Source organism: Leptospira sp. B5-022 (assembly GCF_000347035.1).
Taxonomy (GTDB): domain Bacteria; phylum Spirochaetota; class Leptospiria; order Leptospirales; family Leptospiraceae; genus Leptospira_B; species Leptospira_B cinconiae.
The window spans coordinates 228,324-252,818 of record NZ_ANIJ01000032.1 but is presented as its reverse complement, the minus strand read 5'-3'; the positions used below and the strand labels follow the sequence as shown (position 1 = coordinate 252,818).

Here is a 24,495-nt window from a genome sequence, read left to right as displayed (position 1 = left end):
TAGAGTGAATCCGATCCGTAAAAGGAAAATCGAAGCGGAGACGGTTCGAACCGTCGCCATGATGATCCTGGCCGGAAAAGTCAAGGACCCCAGGGTCCACATGGTTTCCGTTCATAGATCGGAACTCTCGGACGATTCCAAAAATCTGAAAGTATACGTTACCGCTATCTGCACGGACAAAAAGAAGGAAAAATTACTCGCCGGCTTAAATAGTGCCTCGGGTAAATTTGCCGCTACTCTTTCCACAAAACTCAATCTTAGAGTCACACCCAGGATGAGTTTTGTTTGGGACGAAGAATATATCCAAGGTTTAGATGAATCCCTCCGACTTACGAGAAAACCAACAAATCCGGACTGAATTCGGATTTCTTCTCTTGGATAAACCGGTTGGAATGACTTCTTCCGATCTGGTTTTAAAAGCCAAAAAGACTCTTGGACTAAGGAAAATAGGTCATACCGGAACCTTAGACAAGGCAGCCTCCGGTTTAATGGTACTACCTGTCGGAACTTCTACTAGCTTCTCCCAAGTATTTTTAGGGAAAGACAAAGAGTATGAGGCAGATGTGCAGTTCGGCTTTTCCACCGACTCTGGTGATCGAGAAGGTCTGGTAGTCGAGGATTGGGAAACTTCTAAGATCCAAAAATGGTACCAAGAATCCATGCCCAAGTTGGAAGAAATACTTTCCAAGGTGTGCAGTTGGGAAGAACAGATTGCACCCGAGGTTTCCGCACTTAAGGTTCAGGGACAGAGAAGGGCTAAATTGTTTAGAGAAGGAATTTCAGTTCCACCAAGCATTCGTAAGATCAAAATATTCGAATTCGAAGCGGGAGACTTTTGCCCGGAAGGTTTCAAATTGAGGGCCAGGGTTTCGGGCGGGACGTATATCCGAAAGCTTGTGATGGATATCGGAGAAGTAGCTGGGATTCCGATGTGCCTCAAATCCTTGAACCGAACCAAAGTGGGAAAACTGAAGTTAGAGCAAGCGGATACCTACGAAGCGTTATTGCTCGGGAAAGCGATCATCCACCCCCCGGAAGAGATCCTGGACATTCCCTCGGTTGAAATCCCAAGCACCGAAGTAAAAGACGTTTTTCATGGAAAAAAGATCAAATTGGACTGGATCCCGGCCCAGGAGTTCCTACTCACCTCTCCTGAGGGAGAGATTTTGGCATATTGCAGAAGGGAAGGTCTGCCTGGCAGCCTTTCCTATAAATATTTGAAGGTCTTTTCGAAAATTTAGCTTGGACAGGGGCCTAGGCCCCCGAAAATTGGCAACAGGTACAATCAAACTATGGTAACTACGGAACAAAAGCAGCAAATTATTTCCACATTTGCAAAAGGAAAGGGGGACACCGGTTCAACGGAAGTTCAAGTCGCCCTCCTAGATGCTCAAATTAAAGATCTGAACGAGCATTTTAAAACTCATAAGAAAGATTTTCATTCTAAAACAGGCCTTCTTAAATTAGTAAGCAAACGTAAAAAATTATTGGAATATCTAAAACGCCAAGATCTAGAACGTTACAAAAAGCTAATTGAAACTCTCGGACTCCGCAAGTAAGGGGTCCGTTCATGGCTAAAACTATTAATGGCCAATTTGGCCGTGATTCCATCACTCTCGAAACGGGAGATTGGGCGAAGCAAGCCCACGGGTCCGTCGTATATAAAACCGGAAATCTCGTTCTATTAGCAACCGTTTGTGCCGCCGATGAACCTAAAGAAGGACAAGACTTCTTTCCGCTAACGTGCGAATATTCCGAAAAAGTTTATTCTGTAGGTAGATTTCCTGGCGGGTATTTCAAAAGAGAAGCGAAACCTTATGAGCATGAGGTTTTAAATTCCAGGATCATCGATAGACCGATCCGTCCTCTTTTTCCGGAGGGATATTTCTGCGAAGTACAATTGCAGGTAACCGTTCTTTCCGCGGACAATGAAATTTCCACTGCAGGTCATGCGTTAAATGCAGCTTCCGCAGCATTAACGATCTCTAATATTCCTTTCAATGGTCCGATTGCAGGAGCCAGAGTAGGAAGAATTAACGGAGAACTCGTAATCAACCCAGGCAATAAGGAGATCCTGAATTCGGATCTGGATCTGGTAGTTGCAGGTACTAAAACCCATATCGTAATGATTGAAGGTGAGGCGAAGGAATTATCCAACTCCGAAATGTTGGAAGCATTAAAATTTGCCCACGAACATATCGTAAAATTCGTAGAGCTTCAGGAAACCTGGGCTGCACAACTGCAAGTAGTCAAAAAAGAAGTTAAACTTAAAGTTAAAGACGAAACTCTTTTAGGCGAAGTCCGTAAATACGCTTTCGATAAGATCTCCGCAGCAAATAAAACTGCCGACAAAGCTTCTCGCAATAAAGAGATCTCTAATGTAAACAAAGAAGTGGTTGAACACTTCAAAGAGACCGTAACCGAATCCGAAAAGATCAAGGACATCAAAAACTTTTTACATGAACTCGAATACGAGATCGTAAGAGAGCAGGTATTAAAAGAGGGAGTTCGTTTCGACGGAAGAAAGTTGGACGAGATCCGAAATATCAGCGTAGAAATGAGTCCTCTTCCCGGAGTTCACGGTTCTGCGGTATTTACCAGAGGGCAAACCCAATCCCTTGGAACTGTAACCTTAGGAACTGCGGCCGACAATCAACGTTACGAAACATTGGAAGGTCAAAAAGAAAAGAACTTCATGCTTCATTATAACTTTCCTGCATTCTCAGTGGGAGAAGTTAGAAGGTCTTCCGGGCCGGGGCGTAGAGAGATCGGTCACGGAAATCTGGCGGAAAGAGCGTTAAAACTCGTACTTCCTAAGCAAGATGATTTCCCTTACGTGATCAGAGTGGTTTCCGAAATTTTGGAATCCAATGGATCTTCTTCCATGGCTTCCGTATGCTCCGGATCATTGGCTCTTATGGCAGCAGGGGTTCCGATCAAGTCTGCTGTTTCCGGGATCGCAATGGGATTATTTTCGGACGAATCCGGAAGATTCGCTGTATTATCCGATATCGCAGGATTGGAAGACCATTTCGGCGATATGGACTGTAAGATTGCAGGCACCAGGAAAGGGATCACTGCATTCCAGATGGACTTAAAAGTAACGGGTGTTGCGTTTAACGTTTTAGAAGCGGTGTTTACTCAAGCGGAAAAAGCTCGTTTCCATATCTTGGATGTGATGGAAAAATCCATCTCCAAAGCTGCGGATACAGTCTCTCGCACAGCGCCGAGAATTATCGTAAAATATATACCGAAAGATCGTATCGGGGAACTGATCGGTCCAGGCGGTAAAAATATCCGCGGGATCATCGAAGCTTCCGGAGCGGATATCAATATAGACGATGATGGAAAAGTCACTATCGCGGGTGTCAACCAAGAGCAGGCTGAAAAAGCCGCAGGAATGGTCGAAGGATTCTTCGCAGAAGTGGAAGTAGGGAAAATTTACGAAGGCAAAGTAAAACGTATTACCGATTTCGGCGCCTTTGTGGAGATCCTACCGGGCAAAGAAGGACTTTGCCATATTTCCAAGCTGGATTCAAAGCGTGTGAATTCGGTTAAAGACATCGTGAAAGAAGGTGAGATCATCCGTGTCCGCGTGTTGAACGTGGATAAAACCGGAAAGATCGATCTTTCCAGAAGAGACGCTCTCGAAGTTTAAAAAACGAATTAGACCGGCGAAATTTTTTCGCCGGGTAGTACATTGGTTTTTCTAGAAGAAAAAAATCATAAAATAAAATTAGGGAACGGACTTACTGTTCTGTTCCAAAGAGCTCCTTATTCGGTAAGCGTGTCTATGGGAGTGTACGTAAAAGTAGGCTCCAGATCAGAAACTTTGGAAACTGCAGGTTACTGTCATTTCTTGGAACATATGCTTTTCAAAGACACGGAAAAGCGGACCGCAAAACAACAAGCGGAAGATTGGGAAAGAGTAGGCGCTTATTCAAACGCAGCCACTTCTAGAGAATACACTTACTTTCATGCAACCTTAGCTTCCAGAGATCTGGAATTAGGATTGGAATTACTTTCGGAGATGATGTTCCGTCCTTTGTTCAGGGACCAGGACATCCGTACCGAAGCGGAAGTTGTCTTGGAAGAAATGAAAGGTTATGAAGATTCTCCGGAAGACGCGATTCACGATTTCTATTATAATAATCTATTTTCGGGAAATTCTTTAGGAAGAGATATTATCGGGACGGAAACTTCTATCCGAGGAGTGACTCCTTCTAGTCTTCGGAAATTTTACGAGACCTATTATCATCCGGAAAATATGATACTTTCTCTTTCCGGAAATTACGAGCCCGAGTTCGTCTTCGATCTAGTCTCCAAATACTTCTCTCAATCCGTTAAAAAAGGAAAAGAAGGAACATTCGAAACTCCTAAAAAAGAGTTCGGATATTTTCGCAAAGGGAATAAGGAGACGGAACAAGCCTATTTCATTTTAGGCGGAGAAGGTTTTCCTCGAAATTTTCATGATGCGACAAGATTATCCCTTCTCACGCATGTTTTAGGCGGGGGAATGTCTTCTCGTTTATTCCAAAAAGTTCGGGAAGAAAAAGGACTTTGTTATCATATCACAAGTTATCCTTCTTCGTATCGTGATGTGGGGATCAATTCGATTGTTTGTTCCACTTCCAAAGAAAGGTTTGCGGAAAGTTTGGAACTGATCTTGGAAGAATTGAGGCTATTCGTGGATAAGGGCGTGACCTCCCAGGAATTGAAGGACGCAAAGACCAACCACGAAGGTAGTCTTTCTATCGGTTATGAACACACCGAAAGTAGAATGAACAATATCGCTTTCCAGGAATTATATTACGGAAAGTATAATTCCTTAGAAGACAGGATCAAAGAGATCCATTCCGTTACGGAAGAGGAAATTAATCAAACTGTCAGAAAAATATTCGCACTTCCTAAATTACATCTTTCCGTTTTGGCGAAACTAAAAGCGAAAGAAGAGCAAAAAATAAAATCCATTTTCGGATCCTACTCGTACTAATATGAAAATTCCGGTGAAAAAACTAAAAGAGAAGGCTCTTCTGCCGGAGATCAAAACTTCCGGTTCCGCAGGTTATGATATTGCAGCTTGTTTGGATTCCACTCTGGAGCTCCCGGCGGGGGAAGTCGTTTTAGTTCCTACCGGGCTTTCTTTCGCGATCCCGGAAGGATTTCATTTTGAGATCAGGCCACGATCCGGATTTTCCACTAAGTTTAAGATCCTGATCCCGAATACTCCAGGTACGATCGACTCCGATTATAGAGGCGAATTGATGGTCCCTCTTTTAAATCTGGGAAAAGAGCCATATCTACTAGAAGATAAAACTAGGATTGCACAACTTTTGATCCGCCGTACCTGGCATACCGATTGGGAACTTGTAACTGAACTACCTGAATCCGAAAGAGGAGCAGGCGGCTTCGGTAGCACTGGGTTCTAAAACTTAGAAATGTCTGTTTCGCACAGAGACCACTGGGTTCACAGAGGGGAAAGTTTTTGGATACGTTAATTAAAGCCCTTCATATCTTAGCGCGAATCCAAATCTATTCTAATCTTATTTTACACGAAGCCGCAAAGAAGAAAAGATCCCGAATTTATTTTCCAAAAAACTCCGTGTTCTCTGTGCGGACGTCTCTTATTTAAAAACTTCTATCTTTAATTTTTTAGCTACCGCAGAAACTTTTTCGTCAAGGGTCGCTAAACCAGCGCCTTTACGGATACAAAGTTCCAGATAAGAAGCATCGTAAGAAGAAAGTTCGTAGTTGACTGCCAACTCTTGGATATGTCGAAACACTTCGAAAGAAAGATTGATATCGAATTCGATCGGAAGCGATTCGAAAATCGAAACGATCTGTTTGCTTTGGGGACCTGTGAGTCTTTTTCTTCTTTTAGAAACTAGCAGTACGTTATTGAATTCGTACCACCAAAGGCTGGGAACCACCGCACGGACGGTCTTACCGATCGATTGTAAAAATTGATCGGCCTTGGGAGACTTTTCGTCCGGTAGAAAACTTGCGGCTGCTAAGGAACAATCTAATACCCAAAGTTTTACCATTTGCGGCCTTCGTTGATAAATTCTTTAATATTTACCTTCGAAGAAATGCTAGCTCTGATTTTTTTTAAAGTGTTAAGCCCCTCTTTGGGATCGAATTCGATCTCTTCCGAAAAGGGGACCAATTTTGCAATAGGTTTGCCTCTATGAGTGATCACAAAAACCTCTCCTGCTTGGACTTTTTTGAGTAATTCCGATAAATGGGTCTTCGCTTGGAAGGCGGAAACCGATTCCATGTTTACGTTCATCGTAAACACTAGTCTATTAACTGGTTGATTCGAATTTTCAACTAAAAAACCGAAACAAGACCGGAAAACTGATTCCGGATGAATCGAGAAAAATGTTTCGCACGGAGGCCACGGAGCGGGGTAATTTTGGGTTTTTGAACAAATCAAAGCTCTGTGTTCTTCGTGTGCTCTGTGCGAAATTCGTAGCTTTCTTTTTTGAGTATTTAGCTACTTTTTCACGGATTAAGTCTCTTTTCGGATTTTAATTTTCTGCCGATGCTTAGAGAGTATGGATAGAAAGGACCAAATAGTCGGACAAAATTTTGTGATTTGGGAAAAAGGAAGGGCCGCATTGCCGTATCTTCTTCTTTTTACAGGGATTTTTCTGACCCTTTCCTTGGGTTCTTTTACCATCGCTGAAAATGGGGTACAGGCCAATCTTTTTGGAAGGCTTGGTCATTACCTTTCCTGGGGATTTTTGTATCTATTCGGGAATGCATCCTTCGTTCCCGGGATCATGCTCATTCTTACTGGTGGGATCCTTCTCGCGAAACCTGCTCAGGATATTACGAACAAACTTCTTACGATTCCTTTATTCTTACTCGCAGTCGCGGTGAGCCTGAACGTTTTCGGAAATATTTCCACGGTTCCTTTTGCATCTAACGGTGGGGTGCTTGGCCAAGCATTAGCTGTTGCTCTGGAATATCTTCTCGGTTCAACGGGGAGGCTTCTCATCCATTTTGTGGTCTATTTTTACGGCATTCTTGTGTATCTGAACGAATCTCCGGTCCATTTTTTAGGAAGGCTACTTGCACAAAGCGGTCGGGACTGGAAGGAGCAATGGCTTTCCGGTTATATGAGTGGAAGAACCAAAAAAGAAGAAGAAATCCAAAATTTCGAATCTACATTTCCGAAAACCAAAACTACAGATTGGTCCAAAGGATTATCCGGTATGATGGGTTCCATCAATTCATGGAAACAAACCGACTCTGAAATTTCGGAAGAGAATGTTCCTCCTTGGTTTCGCAGAGAGGTTTCGGGTCATTCTTCGGACAAGCAGAACTCTGTGAAAACTCCTGCTAATTTGGAATCGTATATTCAGAAAGTAAAAGGGAACTCTAAGGTCGCTTCCTTAAGAGAAGCTAACGTGCAATATAAAAATTCTGGTCTTCTCCAAGGCTTTTTTGAAGAAGATAGAAAAATTTTCCAATTCCAAAGCGCTTCCACTCGTCTGGTGGAGAAGGTGTACGGAGCGCCCGAAAGAAAAGAAGAAGTTCCTTCCGTTTCTAAAAAAGCCTGGGAGATCCTGGATCTTAGGAGTGAAACTTCTCCTCTTACTTCTTTCCATAAAGAGGAAGTTTTGCCTGTCGCTTCGGAGACAGAAGAGTTGGAAGAAGAAGTCCAGCCGTTCGTTTCTAACAAAGAAATTATAGAAGAAGTTTCCGCAGAAGAGGAAGACTTCCGAGAAGAAGGCGAGGAGTTTGAAGAATGGACCGAAGAGGAAGATTTTTCGGAAGAACTGGAAGACTCGGAAGAAGACGATGAGGAAGAAACGGAAGGATCCGACGAATTGCAAGAAATTGTGGAGGTCGAAAAGCCTGAGGTGATCGCCGTGCCGGAGGCGGTAGTCCCAAGTACGTTACCTTCTCCTGTTGTTGGAGCTCCCACAACGGCATTCGAAAAAAAATCGGAGAAACCAAAACAATCCGAACTTCCTTTTGCACCTGTTTCCATGGTGCCGATATTCCGTTCTAAACGTTCCGTATATCATATTCCTTTAAACCGTTTGAAAAGTAATCCTACAAAAGTACAGGATGCACTTTTTAAAGTGGAATCCGAAAAGGTGGCTTTCGAGATCGAGAATGCTCTGAAAGTGTACGGTTACGAAGCCAAAGTTGTGGGTTGGGAAAGAGGTCCGATCATCACTCGTTACGAACTCACTCCTCCTCCAGGTGTAAAACTGGGAAGGATCACTTCTTTGACGGACGAGCTTAGGATGTACCTTGCCGTTAAAAATATACGAATCGTTGCTCCTATCCCGGGCAAATCCACGATCGGTATAGAAGTTCCGAATAAACATAGAGAGGATGTCTTCCTTGGAGATATTTTACGTTCTTCTTTGGCTCCTAAACCTAAAAAGGACCTGAACATAGTTATCGGTAAGGATATCTCCGGTAAACTTGTCTCCATCGATCTGAATAAACTTCCTCACTTGCTGGTAGCGGGAACTACAGGTTCGGGTAAATCCGTTTGTTTGAATGCGATGATCGCTTCTCTGGTCTTAAATCTTTCTCCGGAAGAAGTCCGTTTTATCATGATCGACCCTAAGATGGTGGAACTTACTCTGTTCGAGGATATTCCTCATCTTCTTATGCCTGTGATCAAGGATGCCCGTAAGGCGACCAAATCCCTTTCTTGGGTGATCCAGGAGATGGAAGCACGTTATGAGGCCGTTTCCCAATTAAAATGTAGGGACTTCCGTTCTTATAACGAGAAGGTCGAAGAACATTATCACAAAGAAGGTTATAATAAAATGCCGTATCTCGTGGTGTTCATAGACGAGCTTGCGGATTTGATGATGGTATCCGGGAAAGATCTGGAAGATGCGATCACTCGTATCAGCCAGAAGTCCAGAGCGGTGGGGATCCACTTAGTGATGGCGACCCAAAGGCCTTCCGTGGATGTGATTACAGGTCTTATCAAGGCCAACTGTCCTGCCAGGATCGCATTCCATGTGGCCCAAAAAACGGACTCCAAGATCATCCTGGATATGAACGGAGCGGAATCCCTTTTAGGAAAAGGAGATATGTTGTACAAATCTCCTACTTCCGCGGACCTAGCAAGGATCCAGGCTCCGTTTATTTCGGAAGAAGAGATCGAGAAGATCGTGGAAGAGGCCAAAAAATACGGAGCTCCTACCTACGTAGAATTCGATCTGGAAGAAGAAACCGAATCGGAATCCGGCGAAGAGATGGACGAGGAGCTATTCGACAAGGCCTGGGAAATCGTAAGAACGGATAGAAAAGCAAGTGCAAGCTATTTGCAAAGACGTTTAAAAATCGGCTATAATCGGGCGGCTCGGATCATGGAATTAATGGAAGAACGGGGATACGTTTCTCCGATCCTGGGATCTAAGGGACGGGAAATTTTAAGGTCCGCTTAAAAATTGACCGGTTTAGGAATTTCCAGACCGGGAAAAGAAACCAAGTGACAGGGGGGCGGATACCCGCCACCCTGGAAAAAAATCCCTGCATTATTCGAGAATGAAAGATAACAGAAGCAATCGTTCTATATTTATCGCCCTCGGCCTTGTCGTTTTATTCGGCAGCTTCTCCCTAGGCGCTCAGTCCTCCGCGAAACACCATTGGAATTCCCCATCGGAAGTGGTTAAAAAAGTCAGAAAAACTTTTTCGGACCTGAAATCCTATAAGGCCGATTTCGTGATCCAAACGGAAGCGAACAAAAAGGTAGTCACTAAAAAAGGTATCTGCTATTATAAGAAGGGCGGAAAGATCAAATACGAATTTTCGGATCCTGCCGGAGACGAGATCGTTTCCGACGGCAAAACTCTTTGGATCTTTATAAAAAGATTGAATGCTGCCGGTAAACAGGACCTTACATTAAATAAATCTAATAAATCCGGTCCTATCTTTTCGCCAATGACGGAAGAGGGGCTTTCCAGGATTTTCAGAAAATATCATTATAAATTCGAATCCATAGAACAACCTCAGATCTCTCCTAAGGACAATCGCCAATATTTCGTTTTGGCTTTGGAGCAAAGAGAAAAGATCGGCGGATACGAAACAATGACTCTTTATGTGGATGCCCAGACTTCTTTCATTAAAAAAGCGGTTGCAAGCGACGGAAGAGGTAAGACCACCACTGTGGAGTTTTTCGGAGTAGATCCGAATGCGGATATCGAGGACGGGGTATTTAATTTCCGTCCGGATGGTAATTCTAAAATCGTAAATAACCCCTTGGTTTCGGAAGAATAAATCTTCCTAGGAAAGGAGAGCGAAATTGAATCAGAAACGAGTAGGGCAAATCCTTAGAGAGGCTAGGGAAGAAAAAAAGCTCACTGTAAAGGACGTATCCAAGGATACGAATATTTCCGTTAAATACATTCTCGCGTTGGAAACAGAGGACTATGCTCAGTTTCCGGGAGAAACTTTTACCATCGGTTTTCTAAAGAACTATGGTAGTTACTTGAAGTTAGACACGGGGATGCTGATCAATTTATACAGAGGGGAAAAGATCGAAGAGTCGCAAGCTCCCTTGGAAGAATTAACCAAACCTACTTCTAATTTTTATTATGATCTAAATTTCGATAAGAACAAACTGATCACCGCTATCTCGGTCCTGATGGTGGCAATTGCCGCGGTTTTACTTTATACGTTTATCGACGGATCTTCTTCGGATGACGAGATTACGGAAGAAAGTAGAAGAAAGTTGGAGATCCCCGAAAATATAGATTTTATCAATCGTTCCGTTCCGGAAACGAGACCGGAAAGTTTTATCTTAACTGCGAACCAAGGTGTGAGCTTTAGCGCTTCCAACCAACAATGTAAACTTTTCATTTCCTCCGTGGAACAAGGATCCGATACGAATACTGCCGTTCTTGCCTTCAATGTGTATCCTGAATTGACTGTTTATAAATTCAGATTATCCGAAGGACAGGAAAAAGTCCTTAGCTATTCTATTCCGGAAATTTCTTCCTTACGCAGAAGTATCCGTATTTCCGCTCAAAGTGTGACCGGAAGTTCCGCAAAAGTCCTAGTTTCCTTAAGTGAAGAAGAGAGACAAGGAACAACCGTTCAGCCCAACCCTCAGGGGGAGGATTCCACAAAAACTTTGGGTGATGTTCCGATCCAAGTCACATTATTTTTCTCTAAACCAAGTTATGCAGAGTTCATCATCGACGGTCAGATGGGATTTAGAGGCCTTGTTCAAGGTGGAGAGAACAAAGCCCTAGAAGCGAAAGATCGTCTTGAGATCAAGGTAGGAGACGGTTCAGCGGTGGAGATGATCCAAAACGGCAAACCGAAAGTTGTCTTAGGCCGTCCCGGAAAATTAGTGAAGAAAGTTTATATAAAAACGCCAAACCCTTACGATAGCACACAGTTTATCATTAAGGAGTTGGGCGAGTAAGGCTTCGGTTGGATAAAAAGTTCTACATCACCACTCTTGGATGTCCCAAAAATACCGTGGACTCCATGAGCATGCACCATTCTCTTTTGGAGGAAGGTTTTCTTCCGGCTACAAAACCGGAAGAGTCCGACTTCCATCTGATCAATACCTGTACTTTTATTCGCTCGGCAACGGAAGAAACCATCCAAACAATTTTGGGCGCTGCCCAAGCTAAAAAACAAGAAGGCCAGAAACTGGTCGTTGTAGGATGTTTTGCGGAAAGATATCCTAAGGATATCTCCGCAGAAATTCCGGAAGTGGATCTGGTTTTCGGGACCGGAAAATATTCCCAGGCCGGAAAGATCATCAAAGAAGCTTTCCGCCGAGAAATCTCTTCTCCTGCAAAAACCGAATTTAATTCGGATATCGTTGAGAGAATGAAACTTTCTCCCGAGATAGAAAATTACTCCAAACCTTACGCTTATGTAAAGGTTTCCGACGGATGTAATAGAGGTTGTGCATTCTGTATCATTCCTTCTCTTCGTGGAAAATTCGTGGATTCTCCTTTGGCTGAGATCATCCAAGATACCAAAAGAGCAATCGCGGCAGGAGCAAAAGAGATTTGTCTTGTTTCTCAAGATACTGTCTATTACGGAAAGGACTCGGACAAACTTCTGGAGATGATCAAAGCGGTCTCGGATATTGAGAACCTGGAAATATTAAGATTATTGTATCTATATCCTGACAAGAAGACGGAAAAGATCCTGAGGCTTATGGGAGAAACTCCAAAGATCGCTCCTTATCTGGAATCCCCTCTCCAACATGTTTCCGAAAGAGTATTAAAAAACATGAATAGAAGCGGTGGATATTCCCAATTCAGGGATCTGTATTCTCTTGCAAGAGAAGTGAGACCGGACTTGGAGATCAGAACTTCTTTCATTTTAGGTTTTCCTGGAGAGACCGGAGAAGATGTGGATGAGATCTTACGTTTTGTGGAAGAAACTCGCCCGGAAAAACTGAATTTATTCTCTTATTCTCCCCAAGAAGGAACCAAAGGTGCGGATCTAACCCAAACGGTTTCCGATAAAGAGAAGGCCAAAAGGATCAATCTGATCCGAGACGCTCATTTGAAAATCCTGCAAGAGATCCATGAATCTAGGATCGGAAAAACGTATACTGCGATCGTGGATGGACTCGAAGGAAACACCGCAATCGTCAGACGTTTACAAGACGCTCCCGAAATAGACGAAGTGGTGTATGTGGAAGATCCTTCCTTGAAGCCGGGAACGATCGGAAAAGTGAAAATCGAATCCTTCTACGAATACGACATGATGGGAACTTGGTTGGAATCTTGAATCCGAATATAAACTTACCCAACACTCTTACCGTACTAAGAGTCGCATCTCTTCCTTTTTTTATCTGGTTTTTGTACCAGAAGGAACAGGCGTATCATATTGCCGCTTTGGTCTTATTTTCTCTGGCATCGATCACCGATTTTATAGACGGTTATCTGGCCAGAAAATGGAAACAAGAGACCGAGTTCGGAAAGTTCCTGGATCCTCTTGCGGATAAGATCATTGTTGTAGGTTGTTTTACCACATTCATTTTTCTGCATGAACAAATCGAACTATGGATGGTTATCCTGATCATCGGAAGGGATATGCTCATTACCACTTTACGATATCTTGCGATCCGTTTGGGTAAATCCATCCGGACTACCATGCTTGGAAAGGTAAAAACCGCCTTCCAGATGGGAGCGATTATTCTGATCTTGATCTTCTTCATATTAGTTTCTTCGAATAAAAGAATACTGATCAACGAGGTCTATCAAAGCGGCAAACTTGCCGGTATGACCGTTTTTGGGATCGCTTCCGAAAACGCGGTTGCATTCGTGAAGGTTTGGAAGGAAAACGGTGCCCCCGGCTGGAACGAATTGGTTTTCGGATTGGGTGGATTTGTTCCGTATTTCGGAATGCTTTTGACCACTCTCATCACTGTACTTTCCGGAATACGTTATTTGATCTCGAACAGGGAAGTGATCCGTTACAGCTCTATACGGAGGGCATTCGGTAAAAATGGAAATTAGACAAGCTATCATCAAAGTCCTGGAAAAAAAGAATCTTACAGTTTCGGAAGCGGAAACTTCGATCAATTCCGTAATGAAGGGAGAAGTGTCGGAGATCCTTCTTGCATCCTTTTTGACCGCAATGAGAGCAAAGGGAGAAACCGTAGACGAACTCTTGGGTTTTTGTCTAGCGCTTCGCAGGAACGCGCTTAAACCGAAGACCGTTTTTCCTTTCGATATGCTGGACACTTGTGGGACAGGCGGAGACGGAAAAGGAACCGTGAATATTTCCACACTTTCTGCAATCACTCTTTCCTCTTTAGGGATCAAGGTGGCAAAACATGGAAATCGTTCCGTTTCTTCTCATACCGGTTCCAGCGATATACTCGGAAGATTAGGTTATAATACGGAGAAGACCCAAGAGGAAGTGGAGACCCACTTAGTAGAAAACGGATTTGCTTTTTTATTCGCTCCGATGTGGCATCCGTCCATGAAGTTTGCAGGTCCGGTCCGAAAAGAATTGGGGTTTCGGACCTTATTCAATATGATCGGGCCGTTAAGTAATCCATTCTCACCTCAATACCAGATTATTGGAGTGTACGAACCCGAATTGACGGAAACTTTTATCCGGGTTCTACAAGGTTTAGGTTTGAGAAGGGCCTTAGTATGTCATTCCCGAGACGGCTTGGACGAATTTTCCATTTTCGAAAAAACGGACTATACTCTATTGGAAGATGGAATTATCTCGCGAAAAGACTTTGATCCGAAAGATCTAGGCCTAAAAGATCTAAATCCTGCGGAAGTATTTACGAGCGGCCCGGACCAAGCGGAGTCCTTGGCTCGAAAAATCCTAGCCGGGGAGAAGATTGCCGGCACTCATGCGGTCGCCTTAAATGCGGGAGCAGGGCTTTTTACCTTGGGAAAGGCCCCATCTATCCTAGATGGATACAAAATTGCACTAGAACAGTTGGCTTCCGGAAAAACGGGCGCCTTCTTTCAAAATTTAATTACCAAGGGATAATAAAGGAAAATACTGGTCTCAAAAAGGACCAAAAAAGGAAGCACAGGTTTCAACATGCTTAGCAATTTTCAAAATGTATTCTTATTAGCCCAAGCGGATCCGGCAGGAGCTCAGGGAGGCGGATTTAATACTCTATTATTTATCCCGATCCTATTTATCATCCTGTATTTTATCGTGATTCGTCCTCAAAGAAACGAGGAAAAGAAAAGAAAGGCGATGATCGAGGGTCTACAAAAAGGGGACGTGGTTATCACTTCTTCCGGGATTCATGGCAAGGTCGTGGAATTTAAGGATAATAACGAGTCAGTGGTTTTGGCAATCGCGAAAGACACCAATGTTACCTTCAATTCCAGCACGATTTTAAGGAAGAAGGAAAAAGAGAAAGAGGCGTAATTTCCGTCTTTCCGATAGTATCAGTATAACCGGTGCGTATCATGAATAAGATCCTATGCTTCCTTCTTTCCATCTCTTTGGCCTTTCCGATTTTCGGACAGGACGGAGAAGAAATCGATTTTTTGGATAAGGTTTCCGAACCTAAGAAGACAACCACTTCTTCCAAAAAAACTCCTCTTGCAAAAGCTTCTAGAAAGAAAAAAGTAAAGAAGAATGCAGGCAAAAAGAAGAAGGCTGTAGAGTCCAAAGAGACCGAGCAGAAAGAATCCGAGCCTAAGAAAAAAGTAGATCCGGAAATCGCACCGGAAGATCCGACTCAGGGAAAAAATTCCGGGGATCCCAACGGACCGAACGAGACCACCGAGAGAAATTTAAACAAAGAAGTTTCTAATCCGGAAGTTTCCGCGGAGATCCAAAAGCCGTACTGGCTCAATGAAGAAACAACTTTAAGTCCGAGAAATCTTCCGGGATATAACGCAAACGTTTCTTCTTTACCTAAGGAAGATATTTCTATCCGTGAGAAGTTGGGAGAGATCCTAAAACTCGGAGACGATAAGAAAAAAGAAGAAGAGAAAAAAAAGGCTGCGGAACAAAAAGAGCAGGGAGCCATAGCCGGATTTTTCTCCGAACATAAAAAAGCGATCATCATCATCGCCATTATACTTGCTTTTGCTTTATACCAATTCAGAGCCAAAGGCGCACGCGTCACTCGGCGTTCCCCGGTGACCATCAACAAAGTGAGAAGAGACTAGGAGTCCGAATTTGAAATCTGTCCAATGGATTTTCGTTCCAATATTGGTAGTGGCAGCGTCATTGACGCTTCTTTACCCGAACTTCGCCGAAAGGGAGTTGGAACTAGCAGTAAGAAAAGAATTTAAACAATTACCGGAAAATACCCGCAAAGAATTACTTTCCAATTTTGCGGAAAGATGGAAAGCCGATTATAACCCGCAAGGCGCATGGCAGATCGAGCCTGATCCAAGCGTATTTCCGGAGCAGGATTATTATTTAGTCAAAGGAAGATTTATCACTTCCGCAAAGATCAACCAGCTTTCTCAGGAAAACCAGGAATTGATCTTAGAACCTAAGAACAAACTTAGGCCTACTTGGGTAGAAGAATATATTTTCGGCGGAAGACCGCTTGCGATCCGTTTAGGATTGGATTTACAAGGTGGAATGAGAGTCGTTCTGAAAGGTGATTTCGACGATTATACTTCCAAATTAAAAGATTCTTATTCGAAAGAGATCGAAGAACTTACTCGTAAAAAAGACGATCCTGGTCTTTCCGAAAAAGAAAGAAAAGAAGCTCAGGACAAACTGCAGGAGATTGAAAGTTATTTCGAATTAACTCCTAGCAGAAAACTGGCAGAGTTGGAAAAAGCAAAACTGATCATAGACAATCGGTTAACCAACCAAAACCTGACCGAACCTCAGGTGCGTATCCAAAAGGACCAAGATTCAATCGAGGTTTCTTTACCGGGAGTAAGCAACTCTTCTCAGATCTTAGACATTATCCGAAACACTGAAACCGTAGAATACCGATTGAGAGAGCCTTCCGATCCTAATAATCCGAATTCCAGAGGTACGTACCACGATGCCATTGAGTTTGAAGAAATGAAACTCATGAGCCAGGGAAAAAGGGAAGAAACCGAGATCGTAAAATTCCAGAATATCGTAAAACAGAAACTAGGAAGAGACGAGCAGGACAGATTCCTGGTAGCTATGGAGAAGAAGTATAATATTCCTGAAAAATATAAACTGTACGTAAAATGGTCCAGAGCGAATAATCCTAAGGCATCCCTTCTTCCTAGAGAATTTGTGGTTTTGGAAAGAGCGATTTCCCTAGACGGAAAGGACATGAGAAATGCTCGAGAGAGTTACGACCAGAACAGACTTTCGTATTACGTTTCCTTCTCCTTAACTTCTCAAGGTGCGGAAAAGTTTTTTGATATCACTTCTAAAAACGTAGGAAGACAACTTGCGATCGTTTGGGGAGACAAGGTCATTTCAGATCCTGTAATTCGTAGTCCGATCGCTGGCGGTAACGCTCAGATAGACGGAGAATTCGGACAAAAAGAAGCCACGGATCTCGCAAATGTGATCAGTGAGGGAGCGCTTCCGATCCCATTAAACGTTTTAGAGATGAGATTTATCGGTCCTACCTTAGGGATCGAATCCATCGAAGTAGGATTAAAAGCGGTCCTTTTAGGATTTGCTCTTGTGATCGTGTTCATGCTGGTCATCTACAGATTGTCCGGTTTGGTTGCGGATATCGCGCTTCTTGTGAACGTTATCATACTTATGGCTCTACTTTCACTGATGGGATTCACTTTGACCTTGCCCGGTTTTGCAGGGATCATCCTAACTGTGGGTATGGCGGTGGACGCGAACGTGATTATTTATGAAAGGATCAAAGAAGAATTGGCATCCGGAAAACATGTTTCGGCCGCGGTTGCCCAAGGTTTTGAGAACGCTTTCTGGACGATCATGGACAGTAACGTAACCACTTTGATCTCCGGGATCTTGATGATCAAACTAGGGAACGGACCGATCAAAGGATTTGCGATCACTCTTTGCTGGGGTATCGTAACCTCTTTGTTCACATCCTTGTTCTTGAGTAGAATGATCATGGATTTATTAGTAAACAAATTCGGAGTTCGTAATCTCCGGATCGGATTCAGAACTTTGGAGTCCAAAAATGTTTGATTTTATAAAATATAAATACGTATCCATTACTTTCTCTGCTATTCTGATGATAGTCGGATTCGGAGTTACTTTCGGAAAATACGGCGGATTCGCTACTTCTTTGGATTTTGACGGCGGTTTAAGAGCCGTTGTAGAGTTTCCTGAAAATGTGGAACGTAAAAATTTGGAGGAGTATTTCTCCTCAAAAAAATTGGAAGCTGTTTTGGTCCTAATGGATAAGGAAAAGAACGATTACCAGATCGATATTGGCCTTGGTTCCGTAGATCAGATCAAAGAACTTTATAACGAAAGAAAAGGGAAAGACAGTATAGAAGCAAAACAAGCATCCGCGATCGATGCTTTGATCGGACTTTTACAAGAAGACTTTAAATTAGAAAAAAAGAAAATCCTCTCCGCGAATCAAGTCGGTTCCGTAGTAGGAGCCGAGTTGACTTCCACAGGGGTTTCTCTATTAAGTTTAACTCTTTTCTTTATCATGTTGTATTTGAGTTTCCGTTTCCAATTCAAGTTTGCCTTGGGTGCGATTTTGGCTCTCATTCACGACTTAGTGATTACGATCGCGTTTATCGGATTTTTCCAGATCAAACCTAGCGTTCCTATCATTGCGGCGCTTCTTACCTTATTAGGTTATTCGATCAATGATACGATCGTGGTATTCGATAGGATCCGCGAAAATGCCGGAAATTTAAGAGATACTTTCTCCCGAGTGATCAATATTTCGATTAACCAAACACTTGCGAGGACCTTTAATACTTCCGTGGCTACATTGATCTCCGTGGTTGCGATTATCATCGGGGGAGCTGTGGAGTTGTATGACTTTGCTTATGTTCTTACCTTCGGGATCATCCTTGGAACATTCTCCTCGGTATTTATCGCGGCACCTCTCGTTGACATCTACGATTCGTTGTACAAGAGGTGGAAACGCTCTTGAACTCTTTCCTCCCGGAAAAAATTCGGGAGGAACTGATCCGTTATTCCTTTGTCTCCACCGGATATTCCAGTCCGAACCCTCCGGTGGCATGCGTTTTGGAGGATGCCAACACCGGAGAGATCTTAGCTTCCGCTTCCACACAAAAAACAGGACAGAATCACGCTGAAAGAGAAGCCTATCGTCTGTTTCGGGAAAAATTTCCGAACGGAAAAAAACCTTCTCATAATGCGTATGTAACCTTAGAACCCTGTTCTCATTACGGTAAAACTCCTCCTTGTATCGATCTATTCTTAGAAGAAAAACCGGTTCGTTTGGAATACGGATGGAAGGATCCGAATCCTTTGGTTTCTACCCATTCCGGTTTGAATAAACTCGCAGAAATAGGTATCCAAGTTTTCGAAAATCCTGAGTTAGCCGAAATTGCTTCCGGATTTTTATTCGGGTTTAAGTCCAGGATAGAAAGAAAAAGACCGGCTCTATTGCTAAAAACTTCTCTCAGCAAGGAAGGTTATTTCAGTTCAGGAGAAGGGCTCCGGGAGAAAATTTCCTCGCTTGAGTCGGATATATTTCTCTCTATGATCCGAGCTAAGGTGGATGCGATCTTGGTCGGGCCGAATACTGTAAAAGTGGATGAACCGGGTTTGGATTTTAGAATACCTTCTGCTTTACCGCAGCTCGCGCCGAAAATTTTGTATGGGCCCGAAAATTCCGGTATTCATCAAAATGTAAATACTAACCTAAATGCCGCTGCGGATCAAAGCTTCAGTAGGAACTCCTACAAAGGATTTTCCGGATTGGTCGCAGCGGTTTTGGAACATTCTACCGATCCGGATATTTTCCAGATCCATAAAGATAAAGAGAAGGATTACCAACCTCTAAGAGTTTTCTTTTTGCCGGAACAAAATTCCGTCAGTGAAAATTTTTTAGAAAAACAAGATCGGATCAACGATAGAATTGGAAAGAAGAATGCCGCTTTCTTTATGGATGAGAAAAAAACGTACGATGCAAGTTTTGTCGGCAAGTTAGAAACCCTTTCCAAATTTTCTTTGGAGAAGGTCGACTACTCGGATGTTTCCAGGATTTTTGAGGTTTTATATTTTTGGGAGATCAACACAGCGCTTGTAGAAGGGGGAAATTTTCTATACAGACTTTTTTCTCCCGCCCTTATCGATGATGATGCGATCTTAGAGATCCAATCGAATACTGTTTCTTTTCCAAAAGGAATCTTGCCGGAATGGACAGGGAAATTTTCCATGGAATGGAAGACCGAACTCGGTTCCGATCTTTGGGGGGTGGGAAGATGTTCACAGGACTGATAGAATGTACCGGAAGAATCGAATCCGTCCAAGACACAGGTGACGGTAAAATTTTTAAAGTAGCCACCGTTTGGAAAGATCCTGACCTAAAAAATGGGGATTCTATTTCGGTCAACGGAGCATGTCATACCGTAACTTCTTTCCAAGAGAATGGGAACAAATTCGAATTTTATTCTTCTTACAAAACTTTGGAACTTACCAATTTCGGAAGTTTTCAAGTCGGGACAAAGATCAATTTAGAAAGGTCAGTCCAACCCCATACAAGAATGGGCGGTCATTTTGTGACTGGCCATGTGGATTTAACGGGGACGATTCTACTTTCCGAGGAAAAAGATTCAGGCAATGTAAGAAGGTTTGTAATTTCTCACGATCCTTCATTCACCAAATATTTTGCGGTCCGTGGTAGTGTAACTGTGGACGGGATCTCTCTCACTATTGTGGATTCCAAGCCGGGAGAATTCGAATTGGTTTTAATCCCCGAAACTCTACATGTCACAAACGCCTCCGAAGCCTGGAAAGTCGGAGCCAAGGTAAACTTAGAAGTAGACCTGATTGCGAGATACTTAGAGCAACTCGGGAAATACAGCTAAGGGGTTCGCACGGAGAACACAGAGTGCACGGAGAGAAAGAGTTGTAGGAACTCCTACATCGAGAACTTTCCGATTTCCCCCTCAGTGATCTCCGTGACCTCTGTGCGAAATTAGAGGGTCGGAAGTTTATTCCCCGACAGGTATTCTTGGTTCGATTTACCAACTATCAGTCTCACTTTTCCGAGTTGGCCCGGATTTATCATGGAAAAAAAACAGTCCAAGAGATGAGGTGGAATCATGATCGGCTCCATTGAACAGGCAATCGAAGATATAAAAGCGGGGAAGATGATCATTCTCGTTGATTCCGAAGATAGGGAAAACGAGGGGGATCTGGTTTGTGCCGCCCAATTCACCGACAAAGAAAAGGTAAATTTTATGGCCACCTACGGACGGGGGCTCATCTGTTTTCCGATGGAGGGGGACAGACTCAGGCAACTCGGCCTGAACAGAATGGTGGACGACCTAAGTTTAGGTGACAAACACGGGACTGCATTTACCGTTTCCGTCGATGCAAAACACGGGACTACTACCGGGATTTCCGCCCAGGATAGAGCTACTACCATCCAAGTCCTGATTGATCCGAATACTACTCCGGGCGACCTGATGAAACCCGGTCATTTATTTCCTTTACAGGCCGTTTCCGGAGGAGTGCTCAGAAGAGCAGGTCATACCGAGGCTTCGGTGGATCTGTCAAAACTTGCGGGACTTTATCCTGCCGCGGTGATTTGCGAGATTATGAACGATGACGGAACCATGTCTCGTCTTCCTGATCTGGAAAAATTCGCAGAGAAACACGGACTAAATATTTACACCATCGAGGATCTGATCCGTTACAGAAGGAAAAAGGAAAATTTAATCCATCTGGAAGTGGAGACAACTCTTCCTACCGAGTATGGGGATTTTTCCGTCAGAGCTTATTCTACTATCATAGACGATAAGGTCCATGTTGCATTAGTAAAAGGTAAAATTGATAAAGACGAACCTGTAATGGTCCGTGTACATTCCGAGTGTTTTACCGGGGATATTTTCGGAAGCGGACGTTGCGATTGTGGGCCTCAGCTCCATTCCGCTCTATCTATGATCGCTCAGGAAGGGAAGGGGATCCTTCTTTATATGAGACAAGAGGGTAGAGGGATCGGTCTTATCAATAAGCTCAAGGCTTATAATATGCAGGACCAAGGTTTGGATACTGTAGAGGCAAACGAGAAATTAGGATTTGCTCCCGATCTCCGAGAATACGGAGTGGGCGCTCAGATCTTGAAAGATATTGGCGTCGGTAAGATGAAACTTCTAACCAACAATCCTCGTAAGATCGTGGGTTTGGAAGGTTACGGTCTGGAAGTTACGGATCGTATCCCTATCGAGATCAAACCTACGGGGAATAATCACCATTATTTATTCACTAAAAAAATGAGAATGGGGCATCTACTCGGACTAAACTAAGGTTGTAGTCTGGTTTTTGTCCAAGCGGCGCCTACTTTTCGGAATAAGACCCGATCATGTAGGCGACTTCTTCGCCCTTGCCAAAATTCCATTTCAGAAGCTTCCAATATATATCCCCCCCAGTTTTCAGGCAGGGGAACCGTTTTTCCTTCGTATTTTAGTTTCAGTTCTTCATAATGTTTATCTAAAATAGATCTGTCGTCTATCGGATCGCTTTGAGAAGAAGCAAGAGCTCCTATTTGGCTTGCGAAAGGTCTAGAGTGGAAATATTCTTCCGAATTTTGTCTGGAAACCTTGGAGATCTTTCCTCTGATACGGACCTGTCTTTCTAATTCAGCCCAGAAAAAAACAAGGCAAGCATTGGGATTAAAATCCAATTCTTTTCCTTTGGCGCTAGCATAATTGGTATAAAACTGGAAGCCCTCTTTTTCGATCCCTTTGAGTAGAACGATCCTTGCATCGGGCATTCCGTCTTTTCGGACAGTCGCTAAAGTCATTGCGGTGGGCTCTCTGACTTCGGAACGGACCGCTTGGTCGAACCAAGTTTTAAAAAAATCGATGGGAGAATCTGCTATATCTTTTTCGTCCAGAGAAGCTTTGCTATATTCGTTACGAATATCGGAGATCTTATTTTGCATACTGCTATAGAATGAGATCCGCCCAGTTGGGAAGTAAACCCGAATTTGAAAACATTCTAGCCAGAAATGTCAATGCTAGTCCGATCGAAAAATATACACCCATCGGGATCGGGACTTGCCTTAAGGTCTCTCCTTTTTTTCTTTTTAGTACCGTTACTATGATCGCAATCCCGTAAGAAGAGTTTAAGAAAAAAATCCACCAAGGATGGGTGCATAAGAATGCGAATGCAGGCGCGAATATTGCGTCCGCAAATCCCATTCCTGTAGGAAAGATAAAATACACTAAAAAGAATACGGCGGAGAAAGAAACATACACGATTAATTCGGTTTTGCCAGGAACAGAATCGAATAGTAGATAATTTGCTAAGGTTCCAAACAGAAGAATGAAGGGCAAATTTTCATAATCTAAGGAAAATTTTTTAAAGTCGGTACTTGCCGCTATGAGCAAATGTCCGCATAAAGCTACGAATGTAAAACTTCCGAGTAATTTTCCGGAAAAGAGAAAAGAAACTACGAATAATAATCCGAATACCGCCTCCGCAAGAGAGTATAGAGGATTGATCGGGGCCTTGCAGTTACTACATTCTTTTTTGGAGATCCAATACCCGAATACCGGAATGATAGCGGCTCCTTTGATCTTTTTCCCGCAAGACTCGCAGGCAGAAGGTTCTATTAGGATCTTTTTAAGTCTAAAAAGTTTGGAGCCGATTTTTCTTTCTTTTCCATAATAAAATCTGAGGATCCTATAAGCCAGGGTAGAATAAAAACTTCCCATAGAAAAGGAGACTAATACGCCTCCTATCCATATAAATAAGAGTAAACTTGGGAATTCGGTATAGTACTCCGCCAAAATATTCTCTTAAGAAGCCAATTCTTTTAGGGCGGTTATACCTCGTTTCAGATTCTCCCATTCGGAAGCAAAACTGATACGGATATATTCTTTGGAATCTACAAATATATAACCGGGCACTAGGATCAGGCTTTTTTCCTTTACCGCTCGTACGATAAAATCATCGTCCTTCTCCTTTATTTTTAAGAAGAAGTAGAACGCACCCCCGCTTTTTTTCAGTTGGTAATGGTCTTTTAGATTTTCGTAAACATAATCCCTTTTTTCCTTATAATCGTCGATATAAGGTTGCATTTCCGTTTTGAGCGCCTCAATTCCCATCCATTGGGTGACGGAAGGTGCACAAACCAAAGTGTATTGTTGCAAAGTGGTTAATGTTTTTATAATAGGAGCAGGAGCGACTATGGATGCGAGTCTAAGTCCGGTCATACTATAGGTTTTGGAAAATCCGGAAAGAGTGATCGCTCTTTCATAAAAAGACCCGATGGATAAGAATGATTTATCGTAGTCGAACTTCTCGTAGATCTCGTCGGAGATGAGATAAGCTCCCGTTTTTTCCGCGAGTTCTGCAAGTGCAGCTAGTTGTTTTTTAGTTAAAACTGTTCCGGTCGGATTGGAAGGAGTGGAGAAAATGATGATCTTCAACTTCTTATCCTTGAATGCGTTCAGGTCTTCCGGTTGGAAATCTTCGGAAACGGTATGCATCTTTCCGCCGTAAATTTTGATATAAGCAGGATACATCAAGAAGTGAGGAGTAACGACTAGACACTCATCTCCTTCATTCAGAAGTGAATTGAATAGTAATAAAAACGCGGAGCTGATCCCGGAAGTGACTAAGATCCGATCGGGACTTGCGTAATCGATCTGATTTTCCTGTTTGTATTTCTGGGAAAGAGCTTCTTTTAGTTCCGGAATTCCTGCCGTTAATGTATAAGCGGTTTTTCCGTCACGTAGAGCTTTGACCCCGGCTTCTATAATATTCGGAGGACAGGGAAAATGAGGTTGTCCGATGGAAAGGTTGATCGGGTCTTTTAATGTCCCGGCAAGTTCGAATGCTTTTCGGATGGCTGAGGAATCCAAACCTTGGATTCTTTGCGCTAGTACGTAATCAAGGGTACTCTGGCTCATATAAATACGCTAATGTAGAAGC

Annotated in this window: 24 protein-coding genes; 19 read left to right on the top strand and 5 right to left on the bottom strand. The window is 43.1% G+C overall.

Annotated features, from left to right (window positions below; all coding sequences use genetic code 11):
• Positions 1-4 precede the first annotated feature (4 nt).
• Genes rbfA through dut form a run of 6 tightly spaced genes read left to right on the top strand, consistent with a single transcriptional unit; the run spans position 5 to position 5,429 of the window.
• Positions 5-358 carry a 30S ribosome-binding factor RbfA gene (gene rbfA, locus LEP1GSC192_RS14975; protein WP_020770775.1) on the top strand — a complete coding sequence of 118 codons (354 nt, stop codon included), beginning with the start codon at positions 5-7 and terminating at the stop codon, positions 356-358.
• On the top strand, positions 315-1,241 hold the full coding sequence (gene truB, locus LEP1GSC192_RS14970) for a tRNA pseudouridine(55) synthase TruB (RefSeq protein WP_020770624.1): 927 nt from the start codon (positions 315-317) through the stop codon (positions 1,239-1,241). Before rbfA ends, truB begins: the two co-directional genes overlap by 44 nt.
• Before the next feature lie 51 nt (positions 1,242-1,292).
• Positions 1,293-1,559 (top strand): 30S ribosomal protein S15, encoded by a 267-nt coding sequence (gene rpsO / locus LEP1GSC192_RS14965; RefSeq protein ID WP_020770754.1) that lies wholly within the window; start codon positions 1,293-1,295, stop codon positions 1,557-1,559.
• Between the two features lie 11 nt (positions 1,560-1,570).
• Complete coding sequence (gene pnp, locus LEP1GSC192_RS14960; protein WP_020770709.1) at positions 1,571-3,658, top strand: polyribonucleotide nucleotidyltransferase; 2,088 nt, start codon at positions 1,571-1,573, stop codon at positions 3,656-3,658.
• Positions 3,659-3,700: 42 nt separating this feature from the next.
• Positions 3,701-4,993, top strand: a complete 1,293-nt coding sequence (locus tag LEP1GSC192_RS14955) for a pitrilysin family protein (protein WP_020770621.1) — start codon at positions 3,701-3,703, stop codon at positions 4,991-4,993.
• Between the two features lies 1 nt (position 4,994).
• Positions 4,995-5,429 (top strand): dUTP diphosphatase, encoded by a 435-nt coding sequence (dut, locus tag LEP1GSC192_RS14950; protein WP_020770690.1) that lies wholly within the window; start codon positions 4,995-4,997, stop codon positions 5,427-5,429.
• A 195-nt stretch (positions 5,430-5,624) separates the two neighbouring features.
• Here the strand turns inward: dut and LEP1GSC192_RS14945 are convergent, their stop codons facing one another.
• Both LEP1GSC192_RS14945 and LEP1GSC192_RS14940 read right to left on the bottom strand, forming a co-directional pair.
• On the bottom strand, positions 5,625-6,044 hold the full coding sequence (locus tag LEP1GSC192_RS14945) for a type II toxin-antitoxin system VapC family toxin (protein WP_020770784.1): 420 nt from the start codon (positions 6,042-6,044) through the stop codon (positions 5,625-5,627).
• Positions 6,038-6,277, bottom strand: coding sequence for a type II toxin-antitoxin system Phd/YefM family antitoxin (locus LEP1GSC192_RS14940; RefSeq protein WP_020770823.1), 240 nt, complete (start codon positions 6,275-6,277; stop codon positions 6,038-6,040). Before LEP1GSC192_RS14940 ends, LEP1GSC192_RS14945 begins: the two co-directional genes overlap by 7 nt.
• Before the next feature lie 280 nt (positions 6,278-6,557).
• Between LEP1GSC192_RS14940 and LEP1GSC192_RS14935 the strand changes: the two genes are divergently transcribed.
• The 13 genes from LEP1GSC192_RS14935 (at position 6,558) to LEP1GSC192_RS14875 (ending at position 21,860) form a co-directional block, all read left to right on the top strand.
• Complete coding sequence (locus tag LEP1GSC192_RS14935; protein ID WP_020770854.1) at positions 6,558-9,431, top strand: DNA translocase FtsK 4TM domain-containing protein; 2,874 nt, start codon at positions 6,558-6,560, stop codon at positions 9,429-9,431.
• Between the two features lie 100 nt (positions 9,432-9,531).
• On the top strand, positions 9,532-10,263 hold the full coding sequence (locus tag LEP1GSC192_RS14930; protein WP_020770625.1) for an outer membrane lipoprotein carrier protein LolA: 732 nt from the start codon (positions 9,532-9,534) through the stop codon (positions 10,261-10,263).
• Between the two features lie 25 nt (positions 10,264-10,288).
• The gene (locus LEP1GSC192_RS14925) at positions 10,289-11,416 is read left to right on the top strand and encodes a helix-turn-helix domain-containing protein (RefSeq protein WP_020770794.1); all 1,128 of its coding nucleotides are present in this window, start codon (positions 10,289-10,291) and stop codon (positions 11,414-11,416) included.
• 8 nt (positions 11,417-11,424) lie between these two features.
• Positions 11,425-12,750 (top strand): 30S ribosomal protein S12 methylthiotransferase RimO, encoded by a 1,326-nt coding sequence (gene rimO, locus LEP1GSC192_RS14920; RefSeq protein ID WP_036090359.1) that lies wholly within the window; start codon positions 11,425-11,427, stop codon positions 12,748-12,750.
• Positions 12,747-13,481, top strand: coding sequence for a CDP-diacylglycerol--glycerol-3-phosphate 3-phosphatidyltransferase (gene pgsA / locus LEP1GSC192_RS14915; RefSeq protein WP_020770675.1), 735 nt, complete (start codon positions 12,747-12,749; stop codon positions 13,479-13,481). Before rimO ends, pgsA begins: the two co-directional genes overlap by 4 nt.
• The gene (gene trpD, locus LEP1GSC192_RS14910) at positions 13,471-14,481 is read left to right on the top strand and encodes an anthranilate phosphoribosyltransferase (protein ID WP_020770617.1); all 1,011 of its coding nucleotides are present in this window, start codon (positions 13,471-13,473) and stop codon (positions 14,479-14,481) included. The genes pgsA and trpD overlap by 11 nt, the downstream gene beginning before the upstream one ends.
• Positions 14,482-14,535: 54 nt before the next feature.
• Positions 14,536-14,874, top strand: a complete 339-nt coding sequence (yajC, locus tag LEP1GSC192_RS14905; protein ID WP_020770750.1) for a preprotein translocase subunit YajC — start codon at positions 14,536-14,538, stop codon at positions 14,872-14,874.
• Positions 14,875-14,915: 41 nt separating this feature from the next.
• Positions 14,916-15,626, top strand: a complete 711-nt coding sequence (locus LEP1GSC192_RS14900; protein WP_020770643.1) for an SRP-less Sec system protein — start codon at positions 14,916-14,918, stop codon at positions 15,624-15,626.
• A gap of 10 nt (positions 15,627-15,636) precedes the next feature.
• On the top strand, positions 15,637-17,580 hold the full coding sequence (gene secD / locus LEP1GSC192_RS14895; protein ID WP_020770776.1) for a protein translocase subunit SecD: 1,944 nt from the start codon (positions 15,637-15,639) through the stop codon (positions 17,578-17,580).
• The gene (secF, locus tag LEP1GSC192_RS14890) at positions 17,573-18,511 is read left to right on the top strand and encodes a protein translocase subunit SecF (RefSeq protein WP_020770734.1); all 939 of its coding nucleotides are present in this window, start codon (positions 17,573-17,575) and stop codon (positions 18,509-18,511) included. The genes secD and secF overlap by 8 nt, the downstream gene beginning before the upstream one ends.
• Positions 18,508-19,827 (top strand): bifunctional diaminohydroxyphosphoribosylaminopyrimidine deaminase/5-amino-6-(5-phosphoribosylamino)uracil reductase, encoded by a 1,320-nt coding sequence (locus LEP1GSC192_RS14885; protein ID WP_020770646.1) that lies wholly within the window; start codon positions 18,508-18,510, stop codon positions 19,825-19,827. The genes secF and LEP1GSC192_RS14885 overlap by 4 nt, the downstream gene beginning before the upstream one ends.
• Entirely contained in the window at positions 19,812-20,417 is a 606-nt protein-coding gene (locus tag LEP1GSC192_RS14880) for a riboflavin synthase (protein ID WP_020770716.1), read from the top strand. The genes LEP1GSC192_RS14885 and LEP1GSC192_RS14880 overlap by 16 nt, the downstream gene beginning before the upstream one ends.
• A gap of 237 nt (positions 20,418-20,654) precedes the next feature.
• On the top strand, positions 20,655-21,860 hold the full coding sequence (locus LEP1GSC192_RS14875; protein ID WP_020770886.1) for a bifunctional 3,4-dihydroxy-2-butanone-4-phosphate synthase/GTP cyclohydrolase II: 1,206 nt from the start codon (positions 20,655-20,657) through the stop codon (positions 21,858-21,860).
• Here the strand turns inward: LEP1GSC192_RS14875 and pdxH are convergent.
• Genes pdxH through LEP1GSC192_RS14860 form a run of 3 tightly spaced genes read right to left on the bottom strand, consistent with a single transcriptional unit; the run spans position 21,857 to position 24,473 of the window.
• Positions 21,857-22,498 (bottom strand): pyridoxamine 5'-phosphate oxidase, encoded by a 642-nt coding sequence (gene pdxH, locus LEP1GSC192_RS14870; RefSeq protein ID WP_020770805.1) that lies wholly within the window; start codon positions 22,496-22,498, stop codon positions 21,857-21,859. The two genes, LEP1GSC192_RS14875 and pdxH, sit on opposite strands and share 4 nt — an antisense overlap.
• Positions 22,499-22,502: 4 nt before the next feature.
• Positions 22,503-23,348, bottom strand: a complete 846-nt coding sequence (locus LEP1GSC192_RS14865; RefSeq protein ID WP_020770654.1) for an A24 family peptidase — start codon at positions 23,346-23,348, stop codon at positions 22,503-22,505.
• 9 nt (positions 23,349-23,357) lie between these two features.
• Positions 23,358-24,473 carry a pyridoxal phosphate-dependent aminotransferase gene (locus LEP1GSC192_RS14860; protein WP_036090355.1) on the bottom strand — a complete coding sequence of 372 codons (1,116 nt, stop codon included), beginning with the start codon at positions 24,471-24,473 and terminating at the stop codon, positions 23,358-23,360.
• Positions 24,474-24,495: the final 22 nt, after the last annotated feature.

What these genes read in the sequence shown, in the direction of transcription:
- LEP1GSC192_RS14875 (WP_020770886.1), top strand. Translation starts at nt 20,655, where the DNA reads ATGATCGGCTCCATTGAACAGGCAATCGAAGATATAAAAGCGGGGAAG.
- yajC (WP_020770750.1), top strand. Translation starts at nt 14,536, where the DNA reads ATGCTTAGCAATTTTCAAAATGTATTCTTATTAGCCCAAGCGGATCCG.
- LEP1GSC192_RS14945 (WP_020770784.1), bottom strand. Translation starts at nt 6,044, where the DNA reads ATGGTAAAACTTTGGGTATTAGATTGTTCCTTAGCAGCCGCAAGTTTT.
- dut (WP_020770690.1), top strand. Translation starts at nt 4,995, where the DNA reads ATGAAAATTCCGGTGAAAAAACTAAAAGAGAAGGCTCTTCTGCCGGAG.
- pnp (WP_020770709.1), top strand. Translation starts at nt 1,571, where the DNA reads ATGGCTAAAACTATTAATGGCCAATTTGGCCGTGATTCCATCACTCTC.
- LEP1GSC192_RS14880 (WP_020770716.1), top strand. Translation starts at nt 19,812, where the DNA reads ATGTTCACAGGACTGATAGAATGTACCGGAAGAATCGAATCCGTCCAA.
- LEP1GSC192_RS14940 (WP_020770823.1), bottom strand. Translation starts at nt 6,277, where the DNA reads ATGGAATCGGTTTCCGCCTTCCAAGCGAAGACCCATTTATCGGAATTA.
- trpD (WP_020770617.1), top strand. Translation starts at nt 13,471, where the DNA reads ATGGAAATTAGACAAGCTATCATCAAAGTCCTGGAAAAAAAGAATCTT.
- LEP1GSC192_RS14935 (WP_020770854.1), top strand. Translation starts at nt 6,558, where the DNA reads ATGGATAGAAAGGACCAAATAGTCGGACAAAATTTTGTGATTTGGGAA.
- secF (WP_020770734.1), top strand. Translation starts at nt 17,573, where the DNA reads ATGTTTGATTTTATAAAATATAAATACGTATCCATTACTTTCTCTGCT.
- LEP1GSC192_RS14900 (WP_020770643.1), top strand. Translation starts at nt 14,916, where the DNA reads ATGAATAAGATCCTATGCTTCCTTCTTTCCATCTCTTTGGCCTTTCCG.
- LEP1GSC192_RS14930 (WP_020770625.1), top strand. Translation starts at nt 9,532, where the DNA reads ATGAAAGATAACAGAAGCAATCGTTCTATATTTATCGCCCTCGGCCTT.
- LEP1GSC192_RS14860 (WP_036090355.1), bottom strand. Translation starts at nt 24,473, where the DNA reads ATGAGCCAGAGTACCCTTGATTACGTACTAGCGCAAAGAATCCAAGGT.
- truB (WP_020770624.1), top strand. Translation starts at nt 315, where the DNA reads ATGAATCCCTCCGACTTACGAGAAAACCAACAAATCCGGACTGAATTC.
- rpsO (WP_020770754.1), top strand. Translation starts at nt 1,293, where the DNA reads ATGGTAACTACGGAACAAAAGCAGCAAATTATTTCCACATTTGCAAAA.
- pdxH (WP_020770805.1), bottom strand. Translation starts at nt 22,498, where the DNA reads ATGCAAAATAAGATCTCCGATATTCGTAACGAATATAGCAAAGCTTCT.